Here is a 23033-nt window from a genome sequence, read left to right on the forward strand (position 1 = left end):
AAGTACAGCGCGCGCTCCTGCCGCCGAGCTTTTTCCGCTTACTCCGAGGCTTCGCGCAGCATCTCGTCGTGCGGAATATCCTGCAGAATCTGCTCGAAGCTGCGCAGACGTTTGTAGATCGACATCAGCGTAATCAGCGTGGACCACGAGGTGATCAGATACTGGAAGGAGGAGCGCACCTGGTCGAACACGTTGGTGATCTGGTTAAGCAGCCCCAGCGTGATGGTGCCCGCAACAATCGAGGGGAACAGCACGAACAGCCCGAACACATTGTCCACCTGCAGATAGAGAATGCGCGTGATGTTGAAATAGAGGTAGTGGAAATAGAGGCGGAAATAGTTGTGACGCACGCGGCTGAACAGCTCCTGCACCGTAGGCGGCGCGGCGCGCTGCGGATCGTCCTCGCCGTACACCAGCTCTTTACGGTACGCGGCTTCCACGCGCTGATTGCGAAACTCCAGCCCCGGCAGTTTAATCCCCACCAGCGCCAGCAGCGCGGTACCAAACAGCGACCACAGCAGCGCGGCGATCACCAGCGCATAAGGGATATTGCCGAGGATCGGCACTTCTTTCACGTGATGCGATAGCGTCACCAGCACCGGCAGAAACGCCACCAGCGTCATGATGGCCTGGATAAAGCTGATGCCCCAGTCCTGCAGCGTACTGGCGAAGCGCATGGTGTCTTCCTGCACACGCTGTGCGGCACCTTCTACCAGACGCAGGCGCTGCCAGTTATGCATGTAGTAGTTGTTCATCGCGGTACGCCAGCGGAACACCCAATGGCTGACGAAAAACGAGTTCATCACGCCGATCACTACCGCGATCAGCGCAATGCCGAGAAACGCCAGCACCTGCACATAGAACTGATTGATGCTCACCGAGCCAGCTTTGGTCAGCGCCTGCTGAATCATGTCGTAAAACGGACCATACCAGGCGTTAACGCCGACGCCTACCTGCACGCCAAACCAGGTGACAAAGATAATCAGTAACGATCCCCATACCGACCAGCGCTGCCACGGATGGTTGTCGATGATGCGCCACACCAGCGCAAAGGCGCCGCCCATGATCCAGTAGTAGGCATAAAACCACAGCTGGCTGGCGTGGATAAAGCGGCTGGCGTTGGTCGGCAGCGGCTGCTGCATCGCCGCCTGCAAAGCGGGAAAGCGCGCCGGAAAATCATTGAAAAAGCCAAACCAGGCAAAAATGGCAATCAGGCTCCAAATCGCGGCCGAGCTGAAAAACAGCGCCGGCCGCGGAAAATAGGACTTAAACATAGGCACTCCGCTGTTGTGTGTACTCTTTATACCGCTTCCGGCATTTATCTGTCTGTTGTCGGTTGTATCCGACGATGACAGCATCGCCGCATTTATGTAAAGCGGCAGAGTTAGTTGTTAAGTTTTTTGTGCTCATTTGTTTCGGGAAACTAAATTATTAACGGCGATGGTGTTACACTACGCCAACTGTTACCGGTAACAGTCTTGCTGTATCCCTTAAAACGCCAATAAAAATCATTACAACGCAACTACTTAACTTTCATGCCGCATTATATGCGGTAATGAGGCAATGTCATGTCAGAAGAAAAAAAGGGTCACACTCGCCGGGATTTCCTGCTGAGAACCATCACCCTGGCGCCGGCAATGGCGGTAGGCAGTACGGCGATGGGCGCACTGGTCGCGCCAATGGCCGCCGGTGCGGCAGCGTCGTCGGCCGCTGCGCCGCAGCAGGCGCGCGAGTATCAACCGGTGTGGTTTACCGCCGAAGAGTTTGCCTTCATCAAAGCCGCCGTGGCGCGCCTGATCCCCAACGATGAACGTGGTCCTGGCGCGCTGGAAGCTGGCGTACCAGAGTTTATCGATCGCCAGATGAATACGCCGTATGCCACCGGCAGCAACTGGTATATGCAGGGACCGTTCAATCCGGATCTGCCAAAAGAGCTCGGCTATCAGCTGCCGCTGGTGCCGCAGCAGATCTACCGTCTCGGCCTGGCCGATGCCGATGGCTGGAGCAAACAGCAGCACGGCAAGGTATTTGCTGAGCTGACGCCCACGCAGCAGGACGCGCTACTGAGCGCCTTCGAAAACGGCAGCGCGCAATTCCCGCAGGTGCCGGCCAAAACCTTCTTCGCCTTTCTGTTGCAAAACACCCGCGAGGGCTACTTCAGCGATCCGATCCACGGCGGCAATCAGGGCATGGTGGGCTGGAAGCTGATCGGCTTCCCTGGCGCACGCGCCGACTTTATGGATTGGGTAGAGCGCGGCGAACGTTATCCGTTCCCGTCAGTTGATATTCGCGGCGAGAGGGCGTAACCGTGGCAAATGCGTTAAAAAAAGTGGATGTGGCGATCGTCGGTTTCGGCTGGGCCGGGGCGATCATGGCGAAAGAGCTGACCGAGGCCGGTCTGCATGTGGTGGCGCTGGAGCGCGGGCCGCATCGCGATACCTATCCGGATGGATCCTATCCACAGTCGATTGATGAACTGACGTATAACATCCGCAAAAAGCTGTTCCAGGATCTGTCAAAAAGCACCGTAACTATCCGTCACGATGCCTCACAAACCGCCGTACCGTATCGTCAGCTGGCGGCATTCCTGCCGGGCACCGGCACCGGCGGCGCCGGCCTGCACTGGTCGGGCGTGCACTTCCGCGTCGACCCGGTCGAGCTGAATCTGCGCAGTCACTACGAGCAGCGTTACGGCAAAAACTTTATCCCGGAAGGCATGACTATTCAGGATTTCGGCGTCAGCTATGACGAGCTGGAACCGTTCTTCGATCAGGCGGAAAAAGTGTTCGGCACCTCCGGCAGCGCCTGGTCAATCAAGGGCAAAGTGGTGGGCAAAGAGAAAGGCGGCAACCCGTATGCGCCGGATCGCTCCAGCGACTTCCCGCTGCCCGCGCAGAAGCGCACCTGGTCGGCTCAGCTGTTTGCCCAGGCGGCAGAGTCGGTGGGCTATCACCCTTACGATATGCCGTCGGCCAACACCTCCGGTCCTTACACCAATACCTACGGCGCGCAGATGGGGCCGTGCAACTTCTGCGGCTACTGCAGCGGCTACGCCTGCTACATGTACTCCAAAGCGTCGCCGAACGTTAACATTCTGCCCGCGCTGCGCCAGGAGCCGAAGTTTGAGCTGCGCAACAACGCGTATGTGCTGCGCGTCAACCTGACCGACGATAAAAAACGCGCGACCGGCGTCACCTATCTGGACGGTCAGGGACGTGAAGTGGAGCAGCCGGCGGATCTGGTGATCCTCTCCGCCTTCCAGTTCCACAACGTGCACCTGATGCTGCTGTCCGGCATCGGCAAGCCGTACAACCCTATCAGCAACGAGGGCGTGGTCGGCCGTAACTTTGCCTACCAGAACATCTCCACGCTGAAGGCGCTGTTTGATAAAAACACCACCACCAATCCGTTCATCGGTGCCGGTGGCGCCGGCGTGGCGGTGGATGATTACAACGCCGATAACTTTGACCATGGTCCGTACGGCTTTGTCGGCGGTTCACCGTTCTGGGTCAACCAGGCGGGCACCAAGCCGATCTCCGGCCTGCCGACGCCAACAGGCACGCCGAACTGGGGCAGCCAGTGGAAAGCGGCGGTGGCGGATACCTATAACCATCACGTGTCGATGGATGCGCACGGCGCGCACCAGTCGTATCGCGCTAACTACCTCGATCTCGATCCCAACTACAAAGATGCTTACGGCCAGCCGCTGCTGCGTATGACCTTTGACTGGCAGGACAACGACATCAAAATGGCGCAGTTCATGATCGGCAAGATGCGCAAAATCACTGAAGCGATGAATCCGAAGATGATCATTGGCGGCGCGAAAGGGCCGGGTGCCCATTTCGATACCACCGTGTACCAGACCACGCACATGAGCGGCGGCGCCATCATGGGTGAAGATCCTAAAACCAGCGCGGTGAACCGCTATCTCCAGAGCTGGGATGTGCCGAACGTGTTTGTCGCCGGCGCTTCTGCCTTCCCGCAGGGACTGGGCTACAACCCGACTGGCATGGTGGCGGCGCTGAGCTACTGGTCCGCCAAAGCGATTCGTGAACAGTATCTGAAGAACCCCGGCCCGCTGGTACAGGCATAAGGAACATGGCGATGATCAAAAGTTTAACAGCCCTGTTGCTGGGCACCCTGTCGTTCGCCGCGCTGGCGGAGGATACCGCTGCCGATGCGCTGGTGCAGCGCGGTGAGTACCTGGCGCGCGCCGGTGACTGCGTCGCCTGCCACAGCACCGCAGGCGGTAAACCGTTTGCCGGCGGACTGGCGATGGCGACGCCGATTGGCACCATCTACTCCACCAATATCACGCCGGATAAGGCAACCGGCATTGGTGACTACAGCTATGACGACTTCCAGAAAGCGGTGCGTCACGGCGTGGCGAAAAACGGCGACACGCTCTATCCGGCGATGCCCTATCCATCTTATGCGGTGGTCAGCGATGACGACATGAAGGCGCTGTATGCCTACTTCATGCACGGCGTGGCGCCGGTGGCGCAGGCTAACAAAGAGAGCGACATTCCGTGGCCGCTGTCGATGCGCTGGCCGCTGGCGATCTGGCGCGGCCTGTTTGCGCCAGATGTGAAGGCGTTCCAGCCGGCCGCGCAGGAAGATCCGGCGCTGGCACGCGGTCGCTATCTGGTGGAAGGACTGGGCCACTGCGGTGCCTGCCACACGCCGCGCAGCTTCACTATGCAGGAGAAGGCGCTGAATAACGGCCAGGGCAATGATTACCTTGCCGGCAGCAGCGCGCCGATTGACGGCTGGACCGCCAGCAACCTGCGCGGTGACAACCGCGATGGCCTGGGGCGCTGGAGCGAAGCGGATCTGCAGCAGTTCCTGCGCTATGGCCGTAACGATCACACGGCGGCGTTTGGTGGCATGACCGAGGTAGTGCAGCACAGCCTGCAGTATCTCAGCGATGCGGATATCAGCGCGATTGCCCGTTACCTGAAATCGCTCGGCGCGAAAGATCCGTCTCAGGCGGTGTTCCGTGAGGATGACGCAGTGGCCCGGGCGCTGTGGAAAGGTGACGACAGCCAGCCGGGTGCCGGCGTGTATGTCGACAGCTGTGCGGCGTGTCATAAAACCGACGGCAGCGGCTATCAACGCTTCTATCCGGCACTGCGCGGTAATCCGGTGGTGATGGCAGAGGATCCGACGTCGCTGATTCACATCGTACTGGTAGGCGGCACGCTGCCGGGCGTGAAAGGCGCACCGACCGCGATCACCATGCCGGCGTTTGGCTGGCGTCTGAACGACAGTCAGGTGGCGGATGTGGTGAACTTTATCCGCAGCAGCTGGGGCAACGGCGTGCAGACCAAAGTCACGGCGAAACAGGTGGCGAAACTGCGCCAGGATGACAGCGTGCAGCCAAAACAGGGCAGCGCGGATATCCGGGTGCTGGAAAAGCAGTAAGCCTGTCTTAAGCATTTCCTTCAGGTCATGACGCGGTTCATGGCCTGAAGAGTGCGAAAAATCCCACTTAAATTCATTACCTTAGATTTTCCTTTCAGACGTTTCTTGTAAGAGATTCCTTCCCCTGCGTTTAAAAATCCCTGCCGCTTATTAAGCGTTACTTTAACGATATTAACTCTGGCGAAAAGGATGACCATATGTCTGTAGGCTATTACGACCCGACCAAACCGGGGCAGGAGAACTACGTCAATTCACCTTATCAGTACTGGAAAGGGGTGATTGAGGATAAGAGCGTCAGCTATATCGAATTTGCCATTAACGGCCAGCTGTTTACTACGCAGGTAAACGCGGACGGCAGCTGGGAGTATCAGCTGCCGCTGCGGCTGGAAGAGGGGAGCCACAATCTCACCATCCGCTTTTTCGACCGGGCCGGCAACGCCGGGATTCCGTTCCAGACGCGGCTGGAAGTCGATCTCAGCCCGCCCGATATGCCGGCGATTATGCGCGTACTGGATGATTTTGGACCGGTGCAGGGCCCGGTTGGCAACAAAGGCTTTACCGATGATAAAACGCCAGCCATTTCCGGTTATGCCGAGCCGGACAGCATTGTCCGCCTGTACAGCAACGGCGTGCTGACTGGCAGCGTGCAGGCGGCGAAAAATGGTCAGTGGACCATTACGCCGGCACTGAGTGACGGTGAACAGCGCCTGTCCGTTACCGCCACCGACAAATTTGGTCAGGTGAGTGTCGATTCCCCGGTCTATACGCTGTTCGTCAACTCGCCGCGCATCGACAAGCCGCAGCTGCTGGAAGTGTTTGATAATGAAGGGGTGAACATCGGTGTGATCAAAGCCGGTAGCGCAAGCGACGATCGCAGTCCGCGCCTGAGCGGCAACGCGCCGCTGGACGCAGAAAACGTCATCATCTACGTCAACGGGGCACGCGTCGGCGTGGCACCGGTGATTGACGGGCAGTGGCGCTGGGAGAGTAACGTTGATCTGCTGGGCTACGGTGAAAACACCATTACTACCCGCGCGCAAAATAACCGTGGTGAGTTGAGCGATGCGAGCGAGCCGTTTACCTATACGGTGGTGCCCACCGCGCCGGTGAAGATTGAGTATGCGCTGGATAATTTTGGCCCGGCACAGGGCAAACTGGAAAACGGCGCGCTGACTGATGACTTCACCCCCACGCTCAAAGGCACGGCGGAAGCCAACAGTATCGTCTATGTATATGCCACACGCGAAAACGGCAGCTGGTGGCTGAAAGGCAGCACCCAGGCGGATGCCTTTGGCCACTGGCAGGTGGAAATCGCCCGACTGGATGGCGGTGCCGGCCCGTATCACTTCCAGGCCAGTAACAGCCCGACGCGCGATCCCGCTGCGCCGCTGTTCGACCTGTATGTGTCAGATAACGGCACCCGCCTGAAGCCCACCATTGACGCGGCACACGATAATGTCGGGCCCGAGCAGGGCAAATTAATCAACGGCGCCACCACCGATGACATGGCGCCGACGCTGCAGGGCAAAGCCGAAGCCAACAGCATGGTGTATATCCATGCGCGGCATATTGATGGCCACTGGGTGGTATTAGGCAGTGTTAAGGCCGATGCCTGGGGCAACTGGATAACGGAAGTGCGCGCGCTGCGCGGGGGATACGGCACTTATGAGTTTCAGGCTGCCAAAACCCCCGATCGCGACACCAGCGCCGAGGTGTTCAGTCTCAACATGGTGCCGGAAAAACCCGGTATCGTTTCTGCCTGGGATAATTTTGGCGCGCAGACCGGCGTGCTGCATCAGGGCGATGTCACTGATGACCTGACGCCAACGCTGAAAGGCCATGCTGCAGCAAACAGCGTGGTTTATATCTATGCCCGCCACGTGAACGGAGTATGGGTGACGCTCGGCAGCGCCGTTGCGGATGCTCATGGTCACTGGCAAAGCGAAGTGCGCGCGTTACGCGGCGGCTTTGGCAAATATGAGTTCCAGGTGTCAGACAGCCCGGTGCGTGACGCCGCCGCCGATGTTTTCGACCTGACGATAATCTCCGGCAAGACAGAGATTATTTCTGCGTGGGATGACAGCGGACCAAAGCAGGGCCAGCTGAAAAGCGGTGATATCACCGATGATATGACGCCAACCCTGAAAGGCACGTCTGCACCCAATAAGGTGGTGTACATTTTCGGCTGCCATATTGAGGGCCACTGGGTATTAATGGACTCGGTCACAGCGGATGCTACGGGTAACTGGAGCTACCAGTCTTACGATCGCTCGCCGTGGAAAGGACTGACGCAATTTCAGGTCAGTGATAGCGCCATTCGTGATGTGAATGCGCCAACCTTTCTGCTGGAGATCAATGTCGATCCGCCGAAGGTCGATCACAAGGGGCTAGTGTGGAATTTCAACGACGGTACCCAGCAGGGCTGGATCGCCAGCGGTCTGTATCACAAAAATGACAACATCGGGGTTAAGCGCTGGAGCGCAGGCAATTCCTCTTATGAGTTGGGTTCCATGACCAACGGTTCAAACACCAACGGATTCAAAGGAGAAGTGGTTTATCGCTATATTCAGGTCGAAGCGGGTAAAACCTACCAGTTCGATTTTGATGGCTACCGTATTCCTGGCGGTAGCCTGAAACCGAAAATCGGTCTGGACGTTAATGGACAGAAAGTGATTCCCAACATGGGGCTGGATGCTGCCTGGAATCATTTCAGCGGACTGTATACCGCCAGCAAAACAGAAGTGGTTCGCGTGGCGGTAACCAATGAGGTTAATAACGGTAACGGCAACGATTTCGCTATCGATAACATCGGGGTTAAAGAAATCAGCCGGGTTCGTGGACAACCTGATCTGGTGAAAGACGCTAACGGTCATCCGCGCTATATCGATTTTAAAACCGGGGTCAGTTATACCATCGACGACAGTCTGAAAATGACGCTGATTAAAGGACCGAATATCGGCGGCGAGCAAAAAACGCTGAAGCATGGCGAAATTATTGTTGGCCGTGGCGGTCAGATGAAGCTGGATTTCGACGGCGTGGCGGAGAAAGTGGTGCTGAAATCGGATTATGTGCACAGCAAAGGCAATTACATCGATTTCTATGACACGCAAGGTAAATTGTTGCACAGCTATGAGCTGAAGGCGCATCCTGGCACCCTGCGAAGCGACATTGTCGAGTACCACGCCCCGGCCGGTAAGCTGATCGGTTCAGCCGTGGTGCGCGTCAATCCGGCAGAAGTGGATTCGGTGAACAATCCGGGCGGCGTGCGCATCAGTGACGTTGAATGGGGCATGCATGACGATCATGTCGGTATCACTGCCTTTGATGTTCCTGCCGTCATCACCCTGGGCGATGAATTCGCCGTTTCCTTGAGCGATGTGCTGGCGCAGGGCAAGCAGGGCGACACCATCGATATGACGGGTCACGGCAAAAACGTCCTGAGCGTAGCGGTTGACGATATCCTGCAGGTTGGAAGTCAGGATCTGTTCGTGAAAGACGGCAAAACCCAGCTGCTGATCAAAGGCGATGCGCAGGACGTGGTAAAACTGGATGACATCCTCGGCGACGGCGGTGACGTGGGCGATTGGGTGAAACAGCAGGGCAGCACCACGGTGGCTGGCGTGAAGTATCAGGTTTACAGCCACAGCGGCGTCGATGCCGACGTGCTGATCCAGGAAGGGGTGAAAACCGAACTGGTGTAAATCCGGCGGGGGCGGAAACGCCCCCCAAGGTTTGCACCAGGACGTAGCGGTGCGATTTATCGCGCGATGAATCGTGCCGCTCCAAAGGGGGCGCATTGAAGGGCTGAACCGGCCGCCGCCCACCCAGCGCCCATCCGGTTTAAATGTTCTCCAGATCCAGCCCCCGCGTCTTCGGCCCGTAAATCCCGACCGACAGCATCACCATCAGCATGCTCAGCACGATAAACACGATCACGCCCTGACTGCCGGCATACTGCAGAATCAGGCCAATCAGAATACTGCTGAAAGCGGTCGACAGCCGGCTGAACGAATAGCAGAAGCCGACGGCGCGCGCACGAATGTGCGTCGGGAAGATCTCGGTCTGATAGGCGTGATAGCTGAAGGTCAGCCAGGCGTTGCTGTAGGTGATCAGGAAACCGCACACCACCATCAGCAGCGAGTTGCTGGTCAGCGCGAACAGCGTGCCGAACACCACCGTCATCAGCGATGAAAAAACGATCTGCCATTTGTTTTCCAGCCGGTCGGCGTAGCGGCTGCAAATCAGCGAGCCGAGCGGATAGGCCAGCGTGATGAAAAAGGCGTACAGCAGGCTGTGGGTGACGGTGGCCCCCTTGCCGGACAGCAGCGCTGGCAGCCAGTTACCGAAGCCGAAGAAGCCAATCGCCTGGAAGAAGTTCATCACCACCAGCATCAGCGTACGCTGGCGATAAGCCGGTGCCCAGATTTCGCTAAAACGCCCTTTTTTCGGCAGCTGTGCCGCCGCATCGCGCTGAGAGAAATCGTCTCCCGGCGCAATGCCGCAGCGTTTTTCCATCTCGCTCAGCACCCGGTGCGCGTCCTGATGCCGCCCCTGCTGCGCCAGCCAGCGCGCCGACTCCGGCAGATTTTTCCGGATAAACCAGATTACCAGCGAGCACAGCGCACCGGCGATCACGACCCAGCGCCAGCCTTCGAGGCCAAGCAGGGTTTGCGGTACCAGCCACCATGACATCAGCGCTACCGTCGGCACCGACAGGAACTGAATGAAAAAAGAGAAGGCAAACGCGCGGCTGCGCAGATGGGCCGGCACCCACTCCGACAGATAGGTATCAATGGTCACCAGCTCGACGCCCAGACCGATTCCGACCAGGAAGCGGCACAGAATAATCATCTCTGCGCTGTGCTGGAACGCCATCAGCAGTGAGAACGCACCGTACCACGCCAGCGCGCACATAAAGGTCAGGCGACGGCCGAAGCGGTCGGCATAGGGCGTCAGCAGGCTGGCACCGACAAACAGGCCGAGAAAGGTCGCCGAGGCGAACGCCGCCTGATCGGCGATACCAAACACGCCCGCGGCGCCGGTGTGGAACACGCCTGCGGCGACCAGCCCGGCGCTGATGTAGCCGGTTTCAAACAGATCGTACAGCTCGAAGAAGCCGCCGAGCGCCAGCAGCGTAATAAAGCGCCACAGCCCGGCGGAAGAGGGCAGAGCGTCGATGCGCCCGGCCAGCGTCTGGCGTTCGGTCGCGATGCGATCGGTCGCCACCCCTGTCGAATAGGTGGTTGTCATTATGATTGTTACCTCGGTGTTTGCAGGATCCGCCCGGTGGTGGTTTGTCAGAAATCATTAACCGTTAGCAAGCGAAGAAATAGCAGAATAATCAATTCGTCCGGGGTTGCCGAGAGGCGTAGCGGTGACATTTTGGCAACGTGCGTTGCAGTTCACAGAAAGCGGTACGCCGTCCATGGCGCCAGGTCAGGGCAGATGCGGATAAACGCCCGGACCGATGGGCAGGCCCAGCAGATACCACACCAGCAGCAGCGCGATCCACGTCACAAAGAACACCAGCGGATACGGGAAGATCAGCACGTAGTAGGTGCCGAGCTGCGCATCTTTTTGATAGCGCTGCAGGAAACCGAGGAACAGCGGCAGAAACGGCGACATCGGCGCCAGCGGCAGCACGGCGGAATCGGCGATGCGGAAAATCATCTGGGCAAACGCCGGGTGAAAGCCGAGCAGCATAAACATCGGCACAAACACCGGCGCGAGGATCGACCAGATCGCCGAGCCGCTGGCGATAAACATGCACAGAAATGCCGAGAGGAACATCAGGCCGAGAAAGGCCGGCGCACCGCTGATGCCGGCGCTCTCCAGCATATCGGTCAGGCCGATGGCCATAAACTTGCCCATGTTGCTCCAGTTGAAGAACGCCACGAACTGCGACAGCGGAAACACCATGACGATAAAGCCGGCCATGCTCTTCATCGGATCCACCAGCAGTCGGGGGATGTCGTCAGCGCGGCGAATCTGCTGTGTCATCGCGCCATAGGCAATCGCCACCACAAAGAAGAACAGGATGATGATCGGCACGATGCCCTGAATAAACGGCGAAGGGATGATCCCGCCGGTTTTCGGGTTGCGCAGCGGCGCATGCTCCGGCACCACCAGCAGCGCCATCACGCCGATGAACACCAGCGCGGCGAGACCGGCCGCCTTCAGGCCGCGATTCTCCTGCGCCGTCAGCGGTGGCAGGCGATCGTGATGGCCGCTGTTCCAGACGGGCAGGCGCGGTTCGACAAATTTATCGGTCAGCAGCGCGCCGGCCACAGTCAGTACGATGACCGAGCTGGCCATGAAGAACCAGTTATCGATCACGCTGACGTGGACCGTGTCGCTGACCGCTTTGGCGGCCTCTGTACTGATGCCGGAGAGCAGTACGTCGGTGGTGACGATCAGCAGATTCGCGGTAAAACCCGACGCGACGCCGGCAATCGCCGCCAGCAGGCCCGCCACCGGATGACGCCCGACGGCAAGGAAGATCAGCGCGCCGAGCGGCGGCATCACCACCAGTGCCGCATCGGAAGAGATATGGCTGAAGAACGCGATAAACAGCACCATATAGCTGGCGTAGCGACGGCTGACGCGCGACGCCATTTTCACCATCAGCGACTGCAGCAGCCCGACTTTTTCCGCCAGCCCGGCCCCGATCACCAGCGCCAGAATGGAGCCCAGTGGGGTGAAGCCGCTAAAGTTTTTGATGATGTTGGGCAGGATCCATTGAATGCCCGCCACGCTCAGCAGGTTATTGACCCGCACCAGTTCGCCATTGGCGGGATTTTTAACAGCCACATCGAGGCTGCTGAGAAGCGCGGTGGCGATCATCAGCACCACGATCAGGTAGACAAACAGTAAGAACGGGTTCGGCACTTTGTTGCCGACCCGCTCAATCCAGCTGAACAGCTTGCCGGGGCTGCGATTTTCGGTCATCACTTCCATCGGTAGATCCTCATGAGTCGTCTTGTCAGTTATGTTTGCGTAATGCTTATATTTTTTTAATGGTGATGCGTTGGTACCAGGTCGCCATAAATGGCGACCCTACACGGTAAGGAGCGGTGACCACCGGTCACGCCCTCGTAGGGTGCGCATTTATGCGCACCTGGCGTAATGCGTTGCTGAACTCAGGATGCTAATGTCGATGGCTGCACGCCGGCCGGAATCGGGCACACGTACGGCTGCTCAAGGCGCACGCGGTCAAACTCTTCACGACAACGCGCCAGCGCGGCATCATCGTGCAACAGCGTCAGCGCGGTGGCGGCCAGCACTTTGGCGGCAAGGCACATCCCTTTGTGGGCAATCGGCGTGCGGCCCTGCGCCACCAGCTGCCAGGTGTGCAGCGGCGTGCCGAAGGCAAAACAGGGGGCAAAACATTGCGCCGTCGGCGTTACCCAGCTCACATCCCCAACGTCGGTTGAGCCGTACAGCAACTCGCGCGTGACCGCATACGGCGCTACCTCATCCATCAGCACTTTATCCCCCAGCGCCTCAGCCCAGGCGATACCCGCTTCGCCGCCGGTGCGCGCCGCATTCAGTCGCGCGTTACGCAGATCGTCTTTGCTCAGCGTGGCGCGGATCGCTGCCGCAAATGCCTGTTCCTGCGCGCTGTAGTGCGGCAGACCAAAATGGTGCAAATTACGTTCCATCACCGCTTCCAGCGCGCGGTTGGGCACATAGTTGGAGCAGGCTTTATCAAAACGTACCGTCATCTGCGTGTCGGTCATCAGCGCCGCGCCTTTGGCGATGTTAATCACGCGCTGGTAGATATCCTGGGCCTGGTCGAGCTGCGGCGCGCGAATCAGGTACAGCACTTCGGCATCGGCCTGCACCACGTTGGGCGATACGCCGCCGGTTTGGGTGACCGCATAGTGCAGACGCGCCTCCTGCACGATGTGCTCGCGCAGGAAATTCGCGCCGGTGTTCATCAGCGTCACCGCGTCCAGCGCGCTGCGCCCGAGATGCGGCGAGTTAGCGGCATGCGCCGCCACGCCTTTGAAGTGAAATGCCGCCTGAATATTGGCGAGGGTGCTGAGGTTGAACATGCCGCTGAAGCCTTCCGGGTGCCAGGTGACGGCAGCATCGACATCATCAAACAGCCCGGCGCGCACCATGAAGGTTTTACCCGAGCCGCCCTCCTCGCCGGGGCAGCCGTAAAAGCGCAGCGTGCCGCGTTCGCCCTGTTCTGCCCACCAGGCTTTGATGGCGAAAGCGGCGGCCAGGCCAGCGGTGCCGAGCAGGTTATGGCCGCAGCCGTGACCGTTGCCGTTTTCCACCAGCGGGTCAGGCGTGGCGCAGCCCGCCTGCTGGCTCAGACCGGCCAACGCATCAAACTCGCCGAGGATGGCGATCACCGGCTGGCCGTGGCCGATTGAGGCGATAAACGCGGTGTCGAGACCGCCGACGCCGCGCTCGACCTCAAACCCCTCCTGCGCCAGCGCATCGGCCAGCAGCGCAGACGATTGCGTCTCTTCGAAACGGGTTTCCGGTACGTCCCAGATCGCATCGCTGAGGGCACTGAAGCGCGCCTGATGCTGGTCGATGTAGCGATCGATGAAGTCGTGCGCGCTCATCGGGCACCGCCGAACTGCGTCTGATTAAGCGCCAGCGTAGCCAGCATCTGCACGGCAGTGGCCATCACCGCTTCATCAAAGTCGAACCGCGCATTGTGATGGCCCGCCGCCAGCTCGCAGCCGAAGATGACGTAAGACGCCTGGCCGCCGCGCTGCTGCACGCGCTCCATCATATAGGTGGCATCTTCGGAACCGGCCGCCTGCTGTTTGCTGTCTATCACCGAACTGAACAGACCCAGCGCTTCGGCCTGCTGATGGATAAAACTGACCCACGCCGGGCTTGGCGTGCAGCTGCGTGCGCCGCCCATCAGCGTGACCTCGTGCTCAACGCCATACATCGCTGCGGCACCGGCAATCACGCGCAGCGCCTGCTGGTAGATATCGTCGTTGACCTGATTACTCGCGCCGCGCGTTTCCACCTTCATCAGCGCAACATCCGGCACCACGTTGCGTCCGCTGCCGGCCTGTAAGACACCAACGTTAACGCGCGCCACGCCGCCGCTGTGCTGCGGCAGAGTGTGCAGCGCCAGCGTGGCCTGTGCCGCCGCCAGCAGCGCGTTGCGTCCCTCTTCCGGTTTGCCACCGGCATGCGCGCCGACCCCGGTAAAACGTACGTCCAGTTTGGTCGTGGCGAGAAAGCTGTCGCTGCCGCAGACGATCTCGCCGGGCGGCACGCCGGTGCCGAGGTGAATGGCGGTGAACAGATCGACATCATCAAGCACGCCCGCGGCCACCATCGCTTTGGCACCGCGTACGCCTTCTTCGGCTGGCTGAAAAATGAGTTTTATGCGACCGCTCAGCTGGTGTTTCATCGCCATCAGCACGCCCGCCAGCGCCAGACCTATGGTGGTGTGACCATCGTGGCCGCAGGCGTGCATCATGCCGGGATTGCACGAGGCGAAGCCTTCGCGCGTCGGCAGGTGATCGGCGGCGGCGCTCTCCGTCTGGTCGAGCGCGTCCATATCAACACGAAAGCCCATCACCGGACCGGGACGTCCGGTGTCCAGCGTCGCCACCACGCCGCAGAAACCGCCGGAGAAGTGGGGCAGCCACTGTGGCAGCGCGCCCTGCTGCAGCGCCCGCGCTTCCTGCTGCGCCAGCACTTCAGCAGACGGCAGACCCATGCGCGCATCGGCATCAATCACCTCACGGCCCAGCTGCAGCTGATAACCAAGACGATGCAGCTCTTCCGCTACCAGCGTGGCGGTGCGGAACTCCAGCCAGCCGGATTCAGCATACTGGTGCAGGTCGCGGCGCCATGTCTGCATCTGCGGTATCCGTGCGTTGACGAGGTCGGAAAGGGTGTTCATCGGCTGTTCCTTAGTGTTGGTTTTTTATGCATTCAACCGAATCTACACAATGGTATTAGGGCGCATAAGATGCGAATATCTTGTGACCGATAGACAACGGTTATCACCTGATCATGGCGTCCAATCTCAAACTTCATCAGCTGCGCGCCTTTGTTGACGTGGCGCGCCAGGGCAGTATTCGCGCCGCCAGCCGGCTGTCGGGCCTGTCACAGCCGGCATTAACCAAAGCGATTCAGGAACTGGAGCTGGCGCTGGGCGCGCGCCTGTTCGAGCGTCGTCAGCAGGGTGTGATGCTGACCGATGTCGGTGAAACCTTTTTTCGTCATGCCTGTCTGGTGCTGGAGGAACTGCGCGTGGCGCAGGAGGATATCCAGCAGCGGCTCGGTCTGGCCGGTGGCAAAGTGAATATTGGGGTGGGCGGCAGCATTGCGCGTACCGTGATGCCGCAGGTGATAACCCAGTTTCATCGTGAATATCCACTGGTGAAAGTGCGTATCGTCGAGGGCCAGCTGGTGTCGATGGTGCATGAACTGCGGCAGGGCGCGCTGGATTTCACCATCAATACCTACGACCGGCATCACTTCGATCAGGAGCTGATTTTCGAGCGGCTGATGCAGCGCGAGTATCAGGTGGTGATGCGTAAAGGGCATCCGATGGCGCATGCGCGCTCGCTGGCCGAGTTGCAACACTGCGACTGGACCATGCCGACGCCGCAGGGCAGTTATTACCGACTGCTGCATGACCTGTTCGGTGAGCGCGGCATGGCACCCAAAATCGCGGTGACCTGCGAGACCTTTATGGCCTGCACCAGCCTGGTGGCGAAGAGTGATTTTGTCAGCATCATTGCGCGCGACGTGATTGAAGACCCTACGCACGGCGGGCAGCTGATCGCGCTGGATCTCGACGATCCCCTGCCGAAAGCCACCTTCTATCTGATTCAGCGTAAAGACACCGCGCTGACGCCGATGAGCGCTTACATGGCGCAGCTGTTCCGCCGCTACTGCCAGCCGTGACGGGCGAAAAACTGCATCGTCTACACTTTAAGTGTACGACACGCGTTAACGCACTCTCAACGGAGGTTACGATGCAGGTGAGTCCTTATTTATTTCTCTACGGCCGCTGTGAAGAAGCCATTGCCTTCTATCTGGAGGCCACCGGCGGTGAAATTCTGCAAAAAATGACGTTTGGCGATATGCCGGAGCAGGGCGAGCAGGTGGGCGATCGGTCGGCACCGCCGCTGCCGCCGGAAAAGATTATGCATGCGCATCTGCGCATTGGTCAGGGCGAGCTGATGCTGAGTGATGGCAATACCGCCCAGCCACCGGCGTCCGAACATGCCGGTTATGCGGTGAGCCTGGCCACGCCAGATGAAGCGGAGGGTAAAGCCTGGTTTGATAAGCTCTCTGCGGGCGGCAAAGTGACCACTGAATGGCAAAAAACTTTCTGGTCGAACGGCTTCGGGATGTTTATCGATAAGTTCGGCATCCCATGGCGCATCAACGTGGTGAAGCCACAGGCGTAACAGACTGGCGTGGCCGCGATGGTGAGCGGCCACGCCGGAAGCGGTTTAGAAGTTGTAACCCACCACCAGGTAGTAACCCCAGCCGGTTGATTTCACTTCAAACGGACCGTTGCCGAAGTTGAGCTCCTGGCCATCAGCCCACTGGCCGCCGTTGTGGAAGTAACGCGCCACGGTAGAGACATGCCAGTGATCGTAGTTCAGCGACAGAATGTGGCTGGAGGCAATTGAGTTGCTGGTGCGTGAGCGGTCAGACTTGTCACGCAGATCGGAACCCCAGTCAAAGTTGGTGAAGCCGATATAGCTCAGCTTGCCGCCCCACAGGTCGGTAATCGGTACAAAGTATTTCACCTTGAAGCGATAACCATCCCAGCTATTTTCATTCGCCGCGCCGTAGTTTTCCCACTGGTATTTCGCGTACACGTTCAGTGACAGGCCGATATCGCTATGGGTATCGATGTCAGTACCCAGACCCATGTACCAGGTGTTCTGACGGCTATCGCTGTTGCGACCCATGTCGTAGATGTAGTTGTTTGCGAAGTACCACTCTTTGAACGGTCCGAATGCCAGGCTGGTGCCGGTCAGCTTATCGATGGAGAAGCGTGGCTCAATTTCCATGAACATCGGCGAACCGTGGTCAAAAATACCGTTGGCATTGCTGTTACCCACGCCAAAGAAGTTGGTCAGGTCAAGGTAGCCGTAGAAATCAAACCAGTCCTTTTTAGTAAAGGCTTCGTATTCGAGATACACATCATTGTTGAACTGGGGTCCGAAGCGGGTGTGATAACTGCCTACCACGTTCACGCTCTGATGCCACCAGTCAGAAAGGTACTGCGGATCGCTTTCCGCCGCCTGTGCGGCGCCGGTCCAGCTACTGGCCAGTAAGGCCCCTGCTATCAGTGTTTTAAATTTCATTATTTTTTAACCACTTGCTCGTGATCGCCGCGCAAATGCTGCGATCGGGTGAAATCGATCCCAGGGGATGGGCAGTGTGCTGTTGTCGCCGGTCTGACGCGCCGGATTTTCAGGCCCGCGTAATGTGCCTGTAACAGAGCGATAGAAAATAGATTTTGATCACGTTTGTCAAAAAGTGTTGCATTTCGATTCAGTAAATATGTGAAGTTGATCACATAAAGGCCGTGTAACGAACGGAACCCCGCAACCGTTTACGTTGTCGGGATACGCAGAGAACTGGCGGGAGAAGAAAATAGCCGGCGCGGATTATCGCGCCGGAGGAGGGAAGACGTCAGGGTAGGGTAACGCGCACCTGCAGGCCACACACTTCACCCTGCGGGTTCAGGCAATTCGACAGAGCCACCTGCATCTGATGCTTTTGCGCCACGCTGCGCACGATCGACAATCCCAAGCCGCTGCCCTGCGCCTGGACATCCGGCGAGCGGGTAAAGCGATCGAAGGCGCGCTCGATAAACGACTCCGGCATGCCGGGGCCGTTATCGACAATATCCACTACCGTATGATGACCGACGCGATGCAGCAGCACATCCACCAGGCTGCCCTCCGGCGTGTGCAGCATGGCGTTGCCGATCAGGTTATCGAACAGGCTGCGCAGATCGGATCGGCTGGCGTGCAGACGATAGTGCGCGGTGCCGTTGAAGCCGATATCAATGCCGCGCTTGTCCGCCACCACCATCAGTTGCTCAATGCTCTCCTTCAGCAGGTCATCAAGCTCAATGGTCTCGACGCTGGCGACCACGGACTGATCCTCCTGGCGTGAGATATTCAGCAACTGCGTCACCAGATGGCGCGTGCGCGTGACGCCCGCTTCCAGCTGATCAAACTGGCGGCTGGCTTCGCCCGGCAGGATGTGCTGACGCAGGTTCTCCAGCTGTAACGTGACGGCGGTGACCGGCGTGCGCAGTTCATGCGCGGCATCCTCAAGGAACTGGCGCTGTGACGACCAGGCCGCGCGTAGTTTATCCAGTAGCGAGTTATAGGCATCGACCAGCGGCAGCACTTCGTCCGGCAGACCGTCCGGCGACACGCTGTGCGGATGCAGGGTTTCCTGCGCCGCAATCTGGCGCGACGCTACGCGCAGATCGCGCGTAATGGCCCGTACCACCAGCCAGATCACCAGCAGCGACAGCGGCATCATCAGGATGAGCGGAATGATGGCGGAGAGTACGCGTTTCACCATCAGGCTCTTCATGTAGCCGACGTTGTGCAGCACCTGAATATTGCCGATCTCGCTGCCCAGCTCGCCGGGACGGGTGTAAACGCGCCACTGGCAGTCATCGCCGCAGTCGCCAACTTTTAAATCTGACCAGCCTTTTTTGCTCTGCAGGGGCGCATGCAGCGCCGGCCAGGAACTGGCGCGCAGATGATTATTGGTGTCCCAGAGCTGAACGATATAGGTACTTTTCAGCTTCTCCTGCTGCATCACCATCGGCATCAGTGCCGGCATGCGCTGGCTGCTTGACCAGGCATCGGCAATTTTGGCGAGCTGGTCGTCCTTCATGGTGCCCATCATGTCGCCATAGCAGTGGTAGAAATACCAGGTGACACCGCCGATCATCGCCAGATGCAGCAGCACCAGCGTGGCCAGCAGTTTGTTGCGCAGCGACCGCATAAACGTAAAGGATCTCATATTGCCGGTACCCGCCAGCCCAGACCGCGTACGTTGCGAATCACTTCGTTATCGAGTTTGCGCCGCATGCCATGAATCAGCACGTCCACGGCGTTGCTGGTGACCTCTTCGCCCCAGCCGTAGATGCGGTTTTCTAACTGCTCACGCGACAGGATCGCGCCCGGGCGTTCCAGCAGCGCATAGAGCAGGGCGTATTCACGTGCGGTCAGCTGCTCGCGCTGGCCTTTGTACAGCACTTCACGCGTCATCATATCGAGCTGCACGTCGCCGTTGCCCAGCAGGGAGTCCGCCGCACCGTGGCGGCGTCGGGTGATGGCTCGCATACGCGCCAGAACCTCTTGCAGATCAAAGGGTTTGAGTAAGTAGTCATCGGCGCCACTGTCCAGGCCCTGGATGCGCTGCTGCACGGTATCACGCGCGGTCAGCACCAGCACTGGCGTCATGTCACCGCGCGTGCGCGCACGGCGCAGCACATTGATGCCATCTTCACGCGGTAAACCGAGATCGAGCAGGACGCAGGTGTAACCGCCTTCCTGCCAGGCGTTGCTGGCAAATACGCCGTCACGCACCCAGTCCACCGACCAGCCGGCGGCCTCCAGCGCCTGCTGCAGGTTGGCGCCGATCATTTCATCATCTTCTACCAGCAGCACACGCATGATGCCCTCCTGAATAACTTGTCGCAGTGTAGCGCCCGATAATTAGCGCAGAATTAACCTGGCGCGCTGTTTCGTCGGGAAAGCCGTTTTTTTGCTTGCTAATTCTGCGCTAATTTTCTGCTAATTAAGGGATAAATTTAACGCGCTACAGTGACGTCACTGGACATTTTACCGACGCCGGAGGAAGTCATGAATCAGCGCGAATTTATCCGTAGTTTGCTGGAGTGGATTGAAAAAAATTTAGGGCACGATCTGCATCTGGATGAAGTAGCACGCCGCTCGGGATATTCCCGCTGGCATCTGCAACGTCTGTTCCGTCAGCACACCGGTTTTTCACTGGCAGAATACATTCGCCAGCGCCGGCTGACTGAGTCAGCGCTCACGCTGATCAACAGTGACGAGGCGATTCTGCAGGTGGCGATGAGCTACGGCTTTGATACCCAGCAGGCTTACACCCGCACCTTTAAAAATTATTTTCGCGTCACGCCAGGCCAGCTGCGGCGTCAGCGTCGCGTCGAGCCGGACCGCCTGCTGTTTCCGCTAGCGGTGGCGGTGTGACATCCCTCGCCCGATTTCCCGTGGCCGCTGCGTAACGGGAAATCGGGTGCGCATTCGCGTTTTTGCTTTTAAGCTGCGGTTCTCACTCTTTCAAATCAGCCAGAGAACATGGACAACAGCGATAATCTCACCGCCATGATGCTGTTTGCGCGCGTCGTTGAGCGGCAAAGTTTCAGCGAAGCGGCCCGTACGCTGGGGGTATCAAAATCGCACGTCAGCCGCGAAATCGCCCGGCTGGAGGTGCGGCTGGGTATCAAACTGCTGCAGCGCACCACGCGCAAAGTGGCGCTGACCGAGCTGGGTCAGGCTTACTATCCGTTCTGCACCCGCATGCTGGAAGAGATGCATCGCGCCGACGCGTTTGTGCAGCAGGTGCATCAGCAGCCTGCCGGCAACGTGCGGCTGCAGGCGCCGATCACCTTCGGCTGCCAGTGCGTGGTGCCGACGCTGAATACCTTTATCCGCCGTCACATTCACATCAACGTCGATCTCGAACTGACCACCAGCGACGATCCGCAGCCCAGTGCGGACGTGGCGATTGTGATCCGCGCGCGTGCGCCGGAAGTCGCAAACTACCGCGAACTGAGCAGCATTGACTGGGGACTGTATGCGTCGCCAGCGTATCTGGCCGCGCATCCGGCCATCGATCATCCCGAACGTCTGATGCGCCACGATCTGCTGCTGTTTCACGGCCCGGCACACACGGCGGCGTTGCCGTTTCGCCGTGATAAGCAGCGCCTGGCGCTGGATGTGCACAGCCGCTTTCGCGCGAATAACAGCATGGCGCTGCTTAATGCGGCCCTGGCCGGAACCGGCGTGGCGTATCTGCCCGCCTATATGACGCAGGAGGCGCTGGCGCGCGGCGAGATTCAGCAGGTGCTGCCGGAATGGCAGATGGATCGCCTGCACAGTTACCTGCTGCTGAAAGAGCAGCCGCAGCCCTCGTCACCGATCACCTTACTCTGCGACGCGCTGATCACCGCGCTGGGTGCGTCATGATTGTTGTTTTATGGCAACAATAGCGCGCTGGCTGGCAAATATCCGCTTCTCCCTGTTTTCTGTGTGCTACCGCTGATAGTCTGCTAAAAAAGCCAAAAACAGGGATATCACTATGTCGCACTCTTCTATCGCGTTAGCGCCTGAGCAGCAACACTGGCGGCGCAATTTGTGGGTTTGCGTGCTGGGCTCGTTCAGCACTATCGTCGCCATGACCCTGCTGCTGCCCTTTCTGCCCCTTTATGTGCAGCAGCTGGGCGTGCAGGAACCGGCCGCGATTGCGCGCTGGTCAGGCGCCGCCTACGGTGCCACCTTTCTCAGCGCGGCGCTGACGGCACCGCTGTGGGGCAAACTGGCGGATCGCTATGGCCGCAAGCTGATGCTGATCCGCGCCAGCCTCGGAATGGCCGTCGCCATGTCGCTGATTGGTATGGCCACCGCGCCGTGGCAGCTGGTAGCGCTGCGCCTGCTGGCCGGTCTGCTCGGCGGCTATGCGTCGGGCTCCACCATTCTGGTGGCGGCGCAAACGCCGAAAGCGCAGACCGGCTGGGCGCTGGGCGTGCTGTCCTCCGGCATCATGGCCGGTAATGTGGTCGGCCCGCTGCTGGGCGGCGTGCTGCCACCGCTGATCGGTATCCGCCACACTTTCTGGCTCACCGGCGCGGTGATTTTTCTTGCGTTTCTCGCCACCACTTTTCTGCTGAAAGAAGCGCCACGTGCGGCGAAGAAAGCCGCAGCCGGGGAGGGGGATGAGCCGGAGGCGTCGATCAACCGGCCAGTGGTGCGGCTGATGTGGCTGTCGGGCATGCTGCTGATTTTTGCCAATATGTCGATTGAGCCGATTATCACGCTGTATATCGCGCAGTTTGTTCATGGCGATCACGCGGTGACGGTAACGGCCGGGCTGGTGATGGCGGCCGCCGCGCTGGGCAGCATTCTCTCCGCGCCGCGCCTTGGCCGGCTGGCCGACCGCATCGGACATGCGCGCGTGCTGATTTATGGCCTGCTGGTCTGCGCGCTGCTGCTGATTCCGCAGGCGTTTATTAGCGCGGCGTGGCAGCTGGTGCTGCTGCGTTTCCTGATGGGGATGGCGCTGGGCGGCCTGATGCCCTGCGTGACGGCGTTGATTCGTCATAATGTGCCGCAGCGGCAGGTCGGGAAAATGCTGGGCTATGCGACCTCGGCTCAGTATGTCGGCCAGGTGAGCGGCCCGCTGTTCGGTGGCTTTATCGGCGGCGCGTTTGGTATGCGCCCGGTGTTTCTCGCCACCTGTGTGATTATGGCGCTGTGCGCGCTATTGAATGCGCGGGTGCTGCGTAAAGCTTAACCGCAGGATCATGCCTGACCGGCGTGAAAAAAAAGCGGGCATTGCCCGCTTTT

17 protein-coding genes are annotated in these 23033 nt (G+C 59.2%); 9 read left to right on the forward strand and 8 right to left on the reverse strand.

Annotation, left to right across the window (positions count from 1 at the left end):
* Positions 1 to 38: 38 nt before the first annotated feature.
* Positions 39 to 1274, reverse strand: a complete 1236-nt coding sequence (gene sbmA / locus F3J41_RS20470; RefSeq protein WP_021507809.1) for a peptide antibiotic transporter SbmA — start codon at positions 1272 to 1274, stop codon at positions 39 to 41.
* Between the two features lie 294 nt (positions 1275 to 1568).
* Between sbmA and F3J41_RS20475 the strand changes: the two genes are divergently transcribed.
* The 4 genes from F3J41_RS20475 (at position 1569) to F3J41_RS20490 (ending at position 9125) form a co-directional block, all read left to right on the forward strand.
* A complete protein-coding gene (locus tag F3J41_RS20475) occupies positions 1569 to 2306 on the forward strand; it encodes a gluconate 2-dehydrogenase subunit 3 family protein (protein WP_058780874.1) in 738 nt (245 codons plus the stop codon).
* Positions 2307 to 2308: 2 nt separating this feature from the next.
* Positions 2309 to 4093 carry a GMC family oxidoreductase gene (locus F3J41_RS20480; protein ID WP_021507807.1) on the forward strand — a complete coding sequence of 595 codons (1785 nt, stop codon included), beginning with the start codon at positions 2309 to 2311 and terminating at the stop codon, positions 4091 to 4093.
* A gap of 11 nt (positions 4094 to 4104) precedes the next feature.
* Positions 4105 to 5424 carry a cytochrome c gene (locus F3J41_RS20485; protein ID WP_141496171.1) on the forward strand — a complete coding sequence of 440 codons (1320 nt, stop codon included), beginning with the start codon at positions 4105 to 4107 and terminating at the stop codon, positions 5422 to 5424.
* A 197-nt stretch (positions 5425 to 5621) separates the two neighbouring features.
* A complete protein-coding gene (locus tag F3J41_RS20490; protein WP_166712241.1) occupies positions 5622 to 9125 on the forward strand; it encodes an Ig-like domain-containing protein in 3504 nt (1167 codons plus the stop codon).
* Positions 9126 to 9264: 139 nt separating this feature from the next.
* On the opposite strand, the gene F3J41_RS20495 is transcribed toward F3J41_RS20490, so the two are convergent.
* The 4 genes from F3J41_RS20495 to F3J41_RS20510 all read right to left on the reverse strand — a co-directional run bounded on the left by F3J41_RS20495 (position 9265) and on the right by F3J41_RS20510 (position 15319).
* A complete protein-coding gene (locus F3J41_RS20495) occupies positions 9265 to 10674 on the reverse strand; it encodes an MFS transporter (RefSeq protein WP_166712243.1) in 1410 nt (469 codons plus the stop codon).
* A gap of 186 nt (positions 10675 to 10860) precedes the next feature.
* Positions 10861 to 12381: a p-aminobenzoyl-glutamate transporter gene (gene abgT / locus F3J41_RS20500; protein ID WP_150360480.1), complete on the reverse strand. Its 1521-nt coding sequence runs from the start codon at positions 12379 to 12381 to the stop codon at positions 10861 to 10863.
* 182 nt (positions 12382 to 12563) lie between these two features.
* On the reverse strand, positions 12564 to 14009 hold the full coding sequence (locus tag F3J41_RS20505; RefSeq protein ID WP_166712245.1) for a M20 family metallopeptidase: 1446 nt from the start codon (positions 14007 to 14009) through the stop codon (positions 12564 to 12566).
* Positions 14006 to 15319 carry an amidohydrolase gene (locus F3J41_RS20510; RefSeq protein ID WP_059011921.1) on the reverse strand — a complete coding sequence of 438 codons (1314 nt, stop codon included), beginning with the start codon at positions 15317 to 15319 and terminating at the stop codon, positions 14006 to 14008. Before F3J41_RS20510 ends, F3J41_RS20505 begins: the two co-directional genes overlap by 4 nt.
* Positions 15320 to 15432: 113 nt before the next feature.
* Between F3J41_RS20510 and F3J41_RS20515 the strand changes: the two genes are divergently transcribed.
* Entirely contained in the window at positions 15433 to 16332 is a 900-nt protein-coding gene (locus F3J41_RS20515; protein ID WP_127833580.1) for a LysR family transcriptional regulator, read from the forward strand.
* 71 nt (positions 16333 to 16403) lie between these two features.
* On the forward strand, positions 16404 to 16841 hold the full coding sequence (yjdN, locus tag F3J41_RS20520) for a VOC family metalloprotein YjdN (RefSeq protein WP_058774910.1): 438 nt from the start codon (positions 16404 to 16406) through the stop codon (positions 16839 to 16841).
* 45 nt (positions 16842 to 16886) lie between these two features.
* On the opposite strand, the gene F3J41_RS20525 is transcribed toward yjdN, so the two are convergent.
* The 3 genes from F3J41_RS20525 to F3J41_RS20535 form a co-directional block, all read right to left on the reverse strand.
* Complete coding sequence (locus F3J41_RS20525) at positions 16887 to 17753, reverse strand: nucleoside-specific channel-forming protein Tsx (RefSeq protein WP_021507798.1); 867 nt, start codon at positions 17751 to 17753, stop codon at positions 16887 to 16889.
* A 331-nt stretch (positions 17754 to 18084) separates the two neighbouring features.
* Entirely contained in the window at positions 18085 to 19443 is a 1359-nt protein-coding gene (locus tag F3J41_RS20530; protein WP_058759279.1) for a HAMP domain-containing sensor histidine kinase, read from the reverse strand.
* Complete coding sequence (locus tag F3J41_RS20535) at positions 19440 to 20099, reverse strand: response regulator (RefSeq protein ID WP_021507795.1); 660 nt, start codon at positions 20097 to 20099, stop codon at positions 19440 to 19442. Before F3J41_RS20535 ends, F3J41_RS20530 begins: the two co-directional genes overlap by 4 nt.
* A 189-nt stretch (positions 20100 to 20288) precedes the next feature.
* On the opposite strand from F3J41_RS20535, the gene F3J41_RS20540 reads away from it, so the two are divergent.
* The 3 genes from F3J41_RS20540 (at position 20289) to F3J41_RS20550 (ending at position 22980) form a co-directional block, all read left to right on the forward strand.
* Positions 20289 to 20657: a helix-turn-helix domain-containing protein gene (locus tag F3J41_RS20540; RefSeq protein WP_021507794.1), complete on the forward strand. Its 369-nt coding sequence runs from the start codon at positions 20289 to 20291 to the stop codon at positions 20655 to 20657.
* 108 nt (positions 20658 to 20765) lie between these two features.
* Entirely contained in the window at positions 20766 to 21656 is an 891-nt protein-coding gene (locus tag F3J41_RS20545) for a LysR family transcriptional regulator (protein ID WP_058770045.1), read from the forward strand.
* A gap of 112 nt (positions 21657 to 21768) precedes the next feature.
* Positions 21769 to 22980: an MFS transporter gene (locus F3J41_RS20550; RefSeq protein WP_104187877.1), complete on the forward strand. Its 1212-nt coding sequence runs from the start codon at positions 21769 to 21771 to the stop codon at positions 22978 to 22980.
* The last annotated feature ends 53 nt before the right edge of the window (positions 22981 to 23033 follow it).

The sequence above is a fragment of the Pantoea sp. Ap-870 genome (assembly GCF_011752515.1).
Taxonomy (GTDB): domain Bacteria; phylum Pseudomonadota; class Gammaproteobacteria; order Enterobacterales; family Enterobacteriaceae; genus Pantoea; species Pantoea dispersa.